Here is a 12,852-nt window from a genome sequence, read left to right on the forward strand (position 1 = left end):
TTCAGGCGTTTTTTCTTAAATATGAGCTTATTGAATGATAGCTTATTTGATTTGACCCCCCCCAGGGTCTGTCTACTGGATACAATACCCGCATGGCATGATGGTGCGTGCGCATGATATCAGGGTGAGTCGTGGCCATCGCTTCAAAGACGGCTAATGTTGCATACAAAGGTTGACCTGTATAATACTGACGTAGAATTTCAGGTTGATGATTGATAAAGCGCGCATCACTGATGACATAACCAGCAATATGATCGAAGGCGTGGTGCTCAGTAAGGCTGATACTACCGTTGACAAAAATAGTGGGCGTGTCTAATAGTTCTGACAACGATAGTTGTTGTACCGATGGCCCTGAGGCAATAATATTGACGTCTTGTCCAAGCAAACTTTGCTCTGCTTCATTGGCATTAAAAGCACTAATAACGATGAGCTCGCTATCAATGTTGAACCCAGCGGTAGCAGGTAACCTCAAATATAACGCCATACTATGTTCCAGTCATTGATCTCAAATAACTTGTATCCTAATGCATTGCCTTCAAATTGTTTGGACTAATGGTGAACTATATACACATGGTTCATGGCTATATATTTACTGCCAGTGTTGCTTTAACCATGGGCTTGGTTTCACATGTCGATACCATTTACCGCCGCTACCAGCAATGGCATCAGGCGGGTTAATCTCACCATGAAAGATGACGATTTTTGCATTATCAGGTAGAGCAGGCGCTCGCACAAAGTTAAAAGGGATGGGCGCGATACATTGATACTTGAAGCTCACGCACCATGTCTTATCCCAGTACTCTAGGTGATGATGCTCGCGCAAATAGTTAGAGAGGTAAGCCTGCTCGTGACGCACTTGCGTGCGAATAGTCTCAAAATTGCGCTCAAAGTTTGCCAGCAAATCAGGATAGGTATTCATGCCAACATTGAAGCGATACACGGAGCTATTACCAATCATACGCCACGGCTTTTTCCAGTCGCGGATAATGACCACACTGTCTTCGTGCTTCGCTTGATAAGTGAAAAACGCATCAATATTATCGACAATCACAATATCAATATCTAAGAATAGTGCCACCCCTTTTAAATCATATAGCTCAGGTTTAAAGGTCGTGAGCTTTTTCCAACCACGTTCAGGACCTGCTGGTAGATCTATGTCAGGTATAGGATAACAAGCAATCGCAGGATCAATACCTGTGTTGTCATCAGTTAGGCAAACCATTTGAAAATCTAAGCTCAGATGACGGCTCACCATATTGTACAAACGATTGACGTATTCAGGACCGTATTTATCACCCCATTTCATACAAATAATATAACGCTGTTCAGCAGTATGGTTTTGTGTTGGTTCTATAGGTAAGGTTTTAGTTACGTCAGATGTCATAATGCACTCGTAGTGAGATAATAGTGAGGTAAATGAAGGGCTAATAGAAATTAGAGGGTACAGAACTTAGCCAATATTAGCATAACTGTGATTGATGATATGTCTAAATCAGTAAACGATAGTACAGTTATTACTTGCGATTATCGATGTTAGTGTCATCAGTGAAAGAACCACTTACATCGTTACCAGAACGACTACCAGTAGCGTGATGAGACTGAATAAAGGCTGCTAAAGTGGCTTTATCTTTTCGGTAAGGATTGCCTAGATTTGGTATGCGCTTAAAACGTCGATAGCCCCACATATAGTGACTATAGTTGTCTTTAATCATATGCTCCATGGCTTGATTGAGTGCGTGAGTCGCGACTTCGGTATTGCGGTCATATAGCGCTGGATCGTCGAGCTTATAGCAGTAAATATCAAAACCGCGTCCATCATTACGACGAATACAAGACAAGCCAACTAAGTCACATTTGGTTTTGCTCGCCAGTTTTGAGGCAAGGGTACTGGTTAATGTTTTGATACCAAAGAAAGGAACGACTACGCCGCCTGACGGATCTGGGACGTGGTCTGGTAATACAATACTAAAGCCGCCTTGCTTGAGGGTTTTAAACACGGCTTTAACACCGCTACCATCGGTAGGCACCAACGTTGCATTGAGACGCGCACGCCCTTGAAGAATAAACTCATTGGCGAATCTGCCGTCTACAGGCTTGTACATAATAGTTGGCGAACCAAACTGATTGAGCCACGCGTTCATCATCTCCCATGTACCGAGATGAGGAACGATAGCAAGCATGCCATTGGGATTGGCAAGACCTTCTAGTAGAATATCTTTATTATGGACGTCACGAATCTGGGCAATACTCCATTCAGGTGGCATTGCCCAGCTTTTTATAGATTCAATACTGGTCAAACATTGATGATAGATGATGTCTTTGGTCAGTGCGCGTTTTTGCGGCTCAGACAATTTGTCAGTAATCAGCGCCATATTAATATGAATGGTACGCATGATGCTAAGACTTGGTATCTTGATGATAACCCAAGCGACAAAACGTGCCAGCATCTGTAGTACAGACAATGGCACGAATTTAAAAATATGATACGGATTCATAACCACTCACATGGTGATGAATCGCGTAACAAGCACTGTAGACAGCAATAGTACATCATTAAATGTTTTATTGAGCAGGTTTGTTGGTATCAGCCTGTGCTTTTTCACGCATACGGATACCAAGATCACGTAACTGTTTGCTATCCACTCCAGCAGGTGCTTGAGTTAGGGGGCACTCAGCAGTTTTGGTTTTCGGGAATGCGATCACATCACGGATAGAGTCAGCGCCTACCATAAGCATAATCAAGCGATCCAAACCAAACGCCAAACCGCCGTGCGGCGGTGCACCAAATTTTAGGGCATCAAGTAAGAAACCAAACTTGTCTTCTGCCTCTTGCTCGCCGATACCCAAGGCCTCAAGGACGGCTTGCTGCATATCATAAGTATTGATACGTAAGCTACCACCACCAATCTCAGTGCCGTTCAATACCATGTCATAAGCGATAGATAGTGCAGACTCTGGGTTGTTTTTCAGCTCTTCAACAGAGCCTCTAGGCTTGGTAAATGGATGATGCATTGACGTCCATTGACCGTCATCGGTTTGCTCAAACATCGGGAAGTCAGTCACCCAAAGCGGCGCCCACTCACAAGTTGTCATGTCTAAGTCTAGACCGATTTTCTGGCGTAATGCGCCGATTGCGTCATTCACGATACTGGCTTTATCTGCACCAAAGAAAATAATATCGCCATCTTCTGCAGCAGTACGCTCAATCAAGCTCACAAGTACATCATCAGTCATATTTTTGATGATTGGTGATTGTAGGCCAGACTCTTTATCCACACCATTGTTGATGAGGCTTGCGTCATTGACTTTGATATAAGCCAAACCGCGTGCACCATAGATACCGACGAATTTGGTATAAGCATCGATTTGCTTACGGCTTAATGAAGCGCCACCAGGAATGCGAAGGGCAGCGACGCGACCTTTAGGATCGTTAGCGGGACCTGCAAATACCTTGAAATCAACGTCTTTCATCAAATCGGCAACGTCAACCAGTTTCAATGGAATACGTAAGTCAGGCTTGTCTGATGCATAGTCGCGCATTGCTTCAGCGTACGTCATGCGAGGGAAGTCTTCAAACTCAACATCCATCATGGTCTTGAACAAATGCTTGATCAGACCTTCGTTGATGTTCATGATCTCTTCTTCGTTCAAGAAAGACGTCTCAATATCGACCTGTGTAAATTCAGGCTGACGATCGGCACGTAAATCTTCATCACGGAAGCATTTCGCGATTTGATAATAACGGTCAAAACCTGACACCATCAATAATTGCTTAAATAGCTGTGGTGACTGCGGCAGGGCAAAGAAGTTACCAGGACGCGTACGTGATGGTACAAGATAATCACGCGCACCTTCAGGCGTTGCACGAGTCAAAATAGGCGTCTCTACATCTAAGAAACCGTGATCGTCGAGATAACGACGAATCGCTGACGTTGCCTTGGCACGGAATACCATACGCTCTTGCATGTGCGGACGACGCATATCGAGATAGCGATATTTTAGACGTAAGTCTTCTGACACAGTCGTTTTTTCGTCATTCAATGGGAATGGCGGTGTTTCAGATTTGGCCAGTACTTCAATCTCTTTGCCCAATAGCTCAATTTGGCCACTGGTCATATTGTTATTTTCAGTACCTTCATAACGACGACGTACGCGGCCAGTGATTTTTAGTACGTATTCAGGACGTACCGCATCGGCCGTTGCAAAAGCTTCTGGTGTATCAGGATCGACAACCACCTGCAAGATACCCGCGCGGTCACGCATGTCTAAGAAAATCACGCCACCGTGATCGCGACGACGATGTACCCAGCCTACGATACTAATGGTTTGCTCAAGCAAGCTCTCGGTTACAGCTCCGCAATATTCGTCTCGGTATTCGCTTTGCGTCATAGTGCTTTGCGTCATAATATTGTTATCCAGTTATCAGCCCAATTCGAAGTACAATAATGCAGCCATTGCTGTGCGTTTCAAGCGATTTGCCAAAAAAACACACAAACAACGCGATCAAGACAAAGGGTCATCACGTTGGCTGCAGAAAATTTGATATAAACGCATATTATGCCTAATCTACCTTTGTTATACAACCGGCTGAGTTCAATCAAAGCGTAGCCATGCATTGGTATCGGCTGTATTTATTGAGCGATATCTATATTAGGTTAAATATTGTCATTTTGCTTGAAAATACCAGCGAGCGTGCGCATATCAACCATACCTGAATAAAAACATCTATAGTGATATACCTACTGACTTGAGGATTTGTAATCATGCTATTTCATCCACCAAAAAACCCGGTTGAGCTAAAAGTAAGACACTTAAATGAAGCGCAAAAACAGCGCCGTGAAGATTTAATGGAAGCCACCCAAGGCAAAGCTGCGCTTAAAGCATTCAAAAAAACTATGGCAAAAAAAGCCAAGCAGGCGCTAAAAGCAAAAAGTAAAAAGCAGAAAAAAAATCCTGACAATGCCTCGCAAGTTTTTGTTTTGGATTTTGAAGGTGATATCAAAGCCACTGCCGTTAAGCATCTGCGCGAAGAAATCAGCACCTTAATCAGTACGGCTAACAAAGGCGATGAAGTGATTGTACGCCTCGAATCAGGTGGCGGTTTGGTGCATGGTTATGGATTGGCAGCCGCGCAATTGGTGCGCTTAAAGGACGCTGGTCTAAAGCTAACGGTCTGCGTCGATAAAGTGGCGGCAAGTGGTGGCTACATGATGGCGTGCGTGGCAGACAATGTGGTGGCAGCGCCATTTGCGATTATTGGCTCAATCGGCGTGGTGTCACAATTGCCAAACTTTCATAAATGGCTCAAAAACCATGATGTCGATTATGAGATGTTTACGGCTGGCGACTATAAACGCACGGTGACTGTGTTTGGCGAAAACGATGCCGAAGATCGTGCCAAGTACCAAGAAGAGCTAGAGCAGACGCACGAGCTATTCAAGCATTTCGTCAATACCTATCGTCCAGAACTTGATGTTGCCAAAGTAGCCACAGGTGAGCATTGGTATGGTGAAGATGCGTTGAAGCTTAACCTGATTGACAGCTTGCAGACCTCTGACAGCTACATCTTAGAGCGTATGGAAGACAATGAGGTGTACGCATTACATTCACGTCAAAAGCCGACGCTGGCAGAGAAGCTGGGCCTTGCGCAAGCCGCAGAAGCGACGCTCAGTATGGCAGTGGATAAACTGCCAGATGCGCTCGCACGTTTTGAGCTAAACAGCCGTTTGAATATTCTAAAATAGTGTTAGATATCATTATGATGTCTGATAGCTAATATTTTAGCGGTCATATGTTCAGCAATACACTGTTTGTATTTTGTAAAAGGCGTGTCCTAACGGGTCGCGCCTTTTTGCTGTTTAATCATAATTGCTGTGTTATAAATGTAGGATACAGAAAACAGTATACGTCAGTACACTAAAGCTCGCATTAAAGATCTCGCAGAGCTTTTTGTCAAAACCCGATTTAGACAATCAATAAAGAAAAGGAAGTCATTTATGTCTAGCGACAATTTAATGTTTACCGCAACGGAACATGGTCAAGCCATGCATGCCAAAGTCAAAGCGTTCATTGAAACGCATATTGAACCCATCGAAGCCCAATTCTGGGAAGAATGTCATAAGAAAAATCCTGATGGAAACTGGGAAAACTGGGAATGGCCAGACGCTTATGACAACCTACGCAAACAAGCACGTGAAGCGGGTTTATGGAACTTATTCTTACCTGACGACACCTTAGGTGCAGGGCTTTCAGTCACTGACTATGCACCGATTGCAGAGCTGACGGGGCGCAGTTTGCTCGCGCCGCATGTGTTTAACTGCAATGCGCCTGACAGCGGCAATATGGAGCTATTATGGCGCTATGGTACGCAAGAACAGCAAGACAAATGGCTCACGCCGCTATTAGAAGGTGAGACCCGCTCAGTGTTTTGTATGACTGAGCCTGATGTGGCCTCAAGCGATGCCACCAATATGCAAGCAACTGCTGTGGTCGATGGTGATGAAATTGTCATTAACGGTAGCAAATGGTGGTCATCGGGCCTTGGCGATCCTGCGGTTGATATTTTGATTGTTATGGCCTATACCGCGGATGAAAGCGCAGATCGTCATCATCAGCATTCGATGGTGCTGGTACCAGTCAATACTGCGGGTGTGAATATCAAACGTATGCTTAAAGTGTTTGGCGATTATGATGCGCCGCACGGTCATGGTGAGATTAGCTTTGATAATGTACGTGTGCCCGTCAGTCACTTTATTGGTGGGCCGGGTAAGGGTTTTGAGATTGCGCAAGGTCGCTTGGGGCCAGGTCGTATTCATCACTGCATGCGTTGTATCGGCGCGGCTGAGAAGTCTTTAGAGCTGGCGGTGAAACGCGGCATGTCGCGCACGGCCTTTGGTAAACCATTACTACAATTGGGTGGAAACTTTGAGCGTATCTCTGAGGCGCGTATCAAAATTGATCAAGCGCGCTTGCTAACCCTTTATGCAGCGCAAAAAATGGATGCTCAAGGAACCAAAGCGGCACTCACTGAAATCTCTGCGATCAAAGTGGTTGCGCCAACGGTGTTACAAGAAGTGGTTGATATGGCGATTCAGATTCATGGTGGCATGGGTGTGTGCCAAGACACTTTGTTACCAAATTTCTATGCGCAAGCTCGTGTGCTACGGTTGGCAGATGGTCCTGATGAAGTACATAAAACCATGATTGCCAAGCTAGAGCTAAAGCGTCAGGGCTTTAGCCGTTCTAAGTCTAACAAAGCCTAATATTAATCATTGGGTGTGAGTAAACCTTAAGTTGTTCACGCCACTATTGCTGAAAATAAAAAACTGGAAATTCACTATTAACGATTTAGTAGTGAATTTTTCATCACTATGACTGTTTTTTACTACTAATTTTTTACTACTATAAGCATAAGTTATAAAAATAACTGATCACATGATAAGGAATGTCACATGTCAACTGACCATAGAGTATTAGATAAAGGCGGTGCCGTACGTGAGGGTGAGGAGCTTGATGCCAAAGCGGTAAGTGAATGGCTACGTAGCCAAGGTGTCGATGTCGTAGGCGAGCCTACAGTCACTCAGTTCTCAGGCGGGGCTTCTAACTGGACGTATCGCTTACAATATGAAGGCGATGATAAAAACCAAGATCTTATCTTACGCCGTCCACCAAAAGGTACCAAGGCAAAATCTGCGCACGACATGGTACGCGAATATACCGTTCAAAAAGCATTAAAAGATGCTTATCCTTATGTGCCCGAGATGATTGCGCTATGTACAGATGAATCTGTCATCGGTGCTGATTTTTATGTGATGGAGCGTATGGAAGGGATCATTCCCCGTGCCAATTTACCAAAAGGGGTCGATCTGGATCCTGAACAAATCCGTCAGCTTTGTACCAATGTTTTGGATGCGTTGGTAGAGCTGCATCAAATAGATTACACAGAGCATCCTGATTTGGTTGATTTGGGTCGCGGTGATGGCTATTGCGCCCGCCAAATTAGTGGCTGGGACAAGCGTTATATCAAAGCAAAGACACCCAACGTCCCAAGCTTTGCCTTGGTCAGACAGTGGCTCAAAAAGCATACCCCTGCTGATAGCAAAACGTGCATTATTCACAATGACTGGCGCTTTGACAACGTCATACTCGATGCAAACGAGCCGACTAAAGTTATCGGAGTCCTCGATTGGGAGATGGCAACCCTTGGCGATCCACTAATGGACTTGGGTAGTGCGTTGGCTTACTGGATTGAGGAAGACGACAATATTGTCATGCAGCAGTTTCGTCGCCAGCCAACTCACTTAGAAGGTATGATGACGCGTGACGAAGTGGTTGCTTATTATCTAGAAAAGTCTGGACTACAGATAGATAACTGGACCTTTTATGAAGTGTTTGGGCTGTTTCGTCTATCAGGTATCATTCAGCAAATCTACTATCGCTACTACCATAAACAAACCACCAATCCAGCATTTAAAAACGCGTGGCTTGCCATACATGTCATGCATGCCAAATGTCTCAAACTGATTGCACAATATGAAGGCGAAGCGCTGTTCAATACACACGTTCAGCCATATTTAGAAGACAGAGGAGTCGATGCGGCAACGATTGAGAAATTGCCAGACCCTGTACAAAAAGTAGTGAAAGGCATTTTACCAAAAGGCTATTTTGCTAAGCCCTCTGATTCAGCTGAAGTATAAGAAAAATCGCAATTTGGACAATATAATAAAAGGCAGTATTTTATGACAACCATACTTTTAGCCCGTCATGGTCAGGCTTCTTTTGGTCAAGAAAACTATGATCGGCTGTCAGAGCTAGGTGAAACCCAAGCAAAAATGCTGGGTCAACACTATGCAAATACTCAGCGCCGTATCGATGCGATATTTACGGGTAATCTGGTCAGGCAACAAGACTCTGCTCGCCACTTTTGGCAAGGGTATCAACCGTTTGCTCAGGCCAATAATGACGACATGGCCATTGCGACAGTCATCAACTTTGATGAGCCTGACAGCTATATTTTGCCACAGTTTGACGAGTTCAATCACAAAGATGTGTTTGTGAAATCCGCTGGTGATTTTGATAACCAAGCTGAGATATCCGCTGAAATTGCCAATGCTCAATCACCAAATCGGCGTCTTGCTGAGCTGTTTGATCAAGCGATGCAGCGCTGGCATGGTGGCAACAATGATCAGGATTATATTGAAAGCTGGCCGCAGTTTAATGAACGTGCGCAGCAAGCGCTTGAACAAGTACGTACAAAGATAGCCGATATGCGCTTAGACCAAAATAGCACTGTATTGGTCTTTACCTCAGGCGGTGTCATCGCTGCCATTACCGCACAGCTACTGAGCCAAGGCAGTCAAACCGCTTATCAGTTAAATAAGAGCTTAGTCAATACGGGCGTGACATCGATAACTCTAAAGAGTCAGCGCGCGCATTTATTGTCTTTAAATGAATACAGTCATCTATTTTCTGAAGGTAAGCAGTTTGTGACGTGGCGATAATTGAGTCAATGGGTTTGGATGCGCTTTTATACACAATCGCCACGTATTTGTAGAGCATTAGCCATTACAATAAACGATTTTAGTCAACCAGTTTTTGTCGTTGGTACAGAGAATCTATAAAACTGGAGTGTCATTTAGAATCGATACAAGGGAGGGCTTATGCAACACAAACTGCTTAATTTAGTCACTAAAAGCGCCAAACAAAGTAAAGCTCAGGTATTTAGCGCCGTTCAGCCATCACGCTATCTAAAAGACCTAAACAAACAGCAGGTTGGTCAAGGCAAAACCGTCCTGATCACAGGAGCAAGCTCAGGATTGGGCGAGGGTATGGCGAGATTGTTTGCTAAGCTTGGTTATAGTCTTGCTATCTGTGCGCGCCGTACTGATCGTTTAGAGCGCTTGCAGTCAGAGCTGGTAGCAGCATATCCTAATATACGCGTTGAATACCAAGCGTTAGATGTCAGTGATTATGATGCTGTTTTTAAGGTATTTGACGCATTTGCTGCTGACTTTGGCACTATTGATCGTATCGTGGTCAATGCAGGGATTGGCGATAGTCGCCGTATTGGTAAAGGACGTTTTGATACCAATCGCCGTACCGTTGAGATTAATTTCATCTCGGCATTGGCACAATGCGAAGCGGCGATGAATATCTTTCGGGCTCAAAACAGTGGTCATCTGGTCGTCATGTCGAGCATGTCAGCGATGCGTGGCCTGCCTAAGCACCTGACAGCTTATGGCGCGAGTAAAGCAGGTTTGGCACATCTTGCAGAAGGGATTCGTGCTGATATGCTATTGACTAAGTTGCCTATTAAGGTCTCTACTATTTATCCTGGTTACATCCGTACTGAGATTAATACGAATGCCAAGCCATTGCCGTTTGAAGTCGATACTGAGACAGGTACCAAAGCGATCGTTGCCGCGATTGAGGCCGAGGTAGAAGAGGCGTGCGTACCGAGCTTACCATGGTCAATCGTGGGACAGGCGATGAAGCGTTTGCCGCTGCAAGTGATGAGTCGATTGAGCTGATGCAACACGCTCGTGCAATAAAAACAAAAAAGCCCACTCTAATAACAGTGGGCTTTTTTGTCTCTATGGCTAAATAATCATGTACAGATTATAGCGTTTGCGGGTTGTCTGATATGTGCTGCTCACGTAGCTTTTGACGCAATACTTTACCGACATTACTTTTTGGTAGTTCGCTGACAAACTCGATATGACGCGGGCACTTATAACCCGTTAAATTGTCCAATGCAAACTCTTTGATGTCTTCTTTGGTGACATTGTTGTCTGCAGGCACAATATAGATTTTGACGGCTTCACCTTGTTTTTCATCAGGGATACCAATCACGGCGCAATCGACGATACCTTCATGGTCAAGCATGACCGCTTCAATCTCATTTGGAAATACATTGAATCCTGACACCAAAATCATATCTTTTTTACGGTCTAGTAAAGTGAAGTAGCCTTTTTCATCCATGCTCACAATATCGCCAGTACGGAAGTAACCATCGCTTGTGAAATCATTGGTATTGTCTCGATTGAAATAGCCTGACATGACGTTTGGGCCTTTGATGCACATCTCACCTGCCTCATGCATGGCGACACGTTCACCATTTTCGTCGACGACGATGATATCGACACTAGGAACTGGTATGCCGATTGTACCGTTGAACTTACGATCAGTAATGACGTTGGCGGTACCCGCTGCAACACCTTCAGTCATACCCCAACCTTCAACCATCGGACAGCCAGTAACTTCTAACCAACGGGCTGCTGTTTGCTCGGTTGCCGCCATACCACCCGCCTGAGTGATACGCAATGAGCTAAAGTCCAAATCTTTGAAATTTGGCTGATCAAGTAAACCTTTAAACAAAGTGTTTACCGCAGGGAAAATATGGAACGGTTGTTTTGATAGCGTTTTGATAAACCCTGGCATATCACGCGGATTCGGTACCAATATAAAGGTGTAGCCTGAACGCATACCAAGTAAGCTGAGCATAAACGCAAAAATATGATAGAGCGGCAATGCCATTACCATATTGATATATACCTCATTGATATCTGAGGTGACTGGACGATACCATGCTTCTGATTGCATCGCCGCTGCGACGACATTACGCTGCGTCAAAACAGCACCCTTAGACAGACCCGTTGTGCCGCCTGTGTACTGCAAAATCGCTTTTTGCTGCAAGGTGGCTTTGGGTGCTTGAAGCGGTAGATTACGTCCTTTTTTCAGTACTTCAGGGAATTTCGTGACGTTGTACTTAGGGTCATTTAGATTGTATTTAGGCACTAAGCGTTTGACTTGACGGATAATGGTATTTACCAAAATACCTTTTAAGCCCATCATATCGCCCATTTTTGAGAGGACAATCCGTTTGATATTGGTTTCTTCGATAACCTGCTCTAGCGCTTGAGCAAAGTTATCCACCACAAAAATCACCTGAGCGCCTGAGTCATTCAATTGATGACGCAGCTCGCGACCTGTATATAGTGGGTTGATCGGGGTACAGACGTAACCTGCGCGTAAGATACCAATCATGATTGGTAAATATTGTGGGACGTTTGGCATCATGAGTGCCACGACGCTGCCTTTAGGTAAGCCTTGAGCTTGTAACCATGCTGCTACTGCCAATGATGCTTTGTCAACGTCATCATAAGTATGAGTCACACCCATGCAGATAGTCATCGGATGCATACGAAAACGGTTGAAGCACTCTTCATACAACTCTATGAGGCTTTCATATTGATCGGGATTAATGGTCTTGGGTACGTTTTCTGGGTATTGAGCAAGCCAAGGTTTCTCTACTGTCATGCCAAGCGTCCTTAAATTAAGATAAGTTAAGGGTCTATAAAAAAGTAGTCACATCCATGTCGACGATATACATCAGTGCTCTTTGAGCGATGAATTGTCGAGTGCTATCCTTTGTTTTCACATACTGCTAACGTACAGAGTCCTCTATAAAATTTGATTTAACTACCAAGACTAAACGCTTAATAAATACGCTTCTGGGTAGATCAAATAACGGGTTACTGTTTCTAAAATTGAAATACCTTTCAAATCAACAGTTTTGACGTGTCTAAAGTCAATATTCGATTAATCTAAATCGACAGAAAACTTAGTGACACATTGCGGGCTTACATTAACATAACTACAACTAAACTCGTTACATGCATACGAGAACTTGGTAGTTTATATTTGGGTTTGATATAGGAAAAAATATATGTTGGAGAGTAAAGGGTATACAGAATTGATCAGAGTAGATAAAAATTTGTGCTCGATACATTTAGCTTTCAATGAGACATTCAAAGCAAATAGGCGCAACAAAAAAGCGCCTTATTATTGATA

General features: G+C 44.2%; 10 protein-coding genes. 5 read left to right on the plus strand and 5 right to left on the minus strand.

Annotated features, from left to right (window positions below):
* Position 1: 1 nt before the first annotated feature.
* The 4 genes from BLR43_RS13820 to aspS all read right to left on the minus strand — a co-directional run bounded on the left by BLR43_RS13820 (position 2) and on the right by aspS (position 4,389).
* Positions 2-484, minus strand: a complete 483-nt coding sequence (locus BLR43_RS13820; RefSeq protein WP_227674310.1) for a hypothetical protein — start codon at positions 482-484, stop codon at positions 2-4.
* A 105-nt stretch (positions 485-589) separates the two neighbouring features.
* Positions 590-1,384, minus strand: coding sequence for a glycosyltransferase (locus BLR43_RS04430; protein ID WP_093069089.1), 795 nt, complete (start codon positions 1,382-1,384; stop codon positions 590-592).
* Positions 1,385-1,514: 130 nt separating this feature from the next.
* Complete coding sequence (locus BLR43_RS04435; RefSeq protein WP_093069090.1) at positions 1,515-2,495, minus strand: lysophospholipid acyltransferase family protein; 981 nt, start codon at positions 2,493-2,495, stop codon at positions 1,515-1,517.
* 67 nt (positions 2,496-2,562) lie between these two features.
* Positions 2,563-4,389 (minus strand): aspartate--tRNA ligase, encoded by a 1,827-nt coding sequence (gene aspS / locus BLR43_RS04440; protein WP_093069229.1) that lies wholly within the window; start codon positions 4,387-4,389, stop codon positions 2,563-2,565.
* Positions 4,390-4,763: 374 nt separating this feature from the next.
* Here aspS and sohB point away from each other — a divergent pair, with 374 nt between their 5' ends.
* The 5 genes from sohB (at position 4,764) to BLR43_RS04465 (ending at position 10,529) form a co-directional block, all read left to right on the plus strand.
* The gene (gene sohB / locus BLR43_RS04445; RefSeq protein ID WP_071001464.1) at positions 4,764-5,744 is read left to right on the plus strand and encodes a protease SohB; all 981 of its coding nucleotides are present in this window, start codon (positions 4,764-4,766) and stop codon (positions 5,742-5,744) included.
* Between the two features lie 270 nt (positions 5,745-6,014).
* The gene (locus tag BLR43_RS04450; RefSeq protein WP_071003587.1) at positions 6,015-7,262 is read left to right on the plus strand and encodes an acyl-CoA dehydrogenase family protein; all 1,248 of its coding nucleotides are present in this window, start codon (positions 6,015-6,017) and stop codon (positions 7,260-7,262) included.
* Positions 7,263-7,451: 189 nt separating this feature from the next.
* Complete coding sequence (locus BLR43_RS04455) at positions 7,452-8,696, plus strand: phosphotransferase family protein (protein ID WP_093069099.1); 1,245 nt, start codon at positions 7,452-7,454, stop codon at positions 8,694-8,696.
* 42 nt (positions 8,697-8,738) lie between these two features.
* Positions 8,739-9,500 carry a histidine phosphatase family protein gene (locus BLR43_RS04460; RefSeq protein ID WP_093069100.1) on the plus strand — a complete coding sequence of 254 codons (762 nt, stop codon included), beginning with the start codon at positions 8,739-8,741 and terminating at the stop codon, positions 9,498-9,500.
* 159 nt (positions 9,501-9,659) lie between these two features.
* Positions 9,660-10,529, plus strand: coding sequence for an SDR family oxidoreductase (locus BLR43_RS04465; RefSeq protein ID WP_093069101.1), 870 nt, complete (start codon positions 9,660-9,662; stop codon positions 10,527-10,529).
* 88 nt (positions 10,530-10,617) lie between these two features.
* Here the strand turns inward: BLR43_RS04465 and BLR43_RS04470 are convergent, their stop codons facing one another.
* Entirely contained in the window at positions 10,618-12,318 is a 1,701-nt protein-coding gene (locus BLR43_RS04470; RefSeq protein ID WP_093069102.1) for an AMP-binding protein, read from the minus strand.
* Between the last annotated feature and the right edge of the window lie 534 nt (positions 12,319-12,852).

Source organism: Psychrobacter pacificensis, from assembly GCF_900101915.1.
Taxonomy (GTDB): Bacteria; Pseudomonadota; Gammaproteobacteria; order Pseudomonadales; family Moraxellaceae; genus Psychrobacter; species Psychrobacter pacificensis.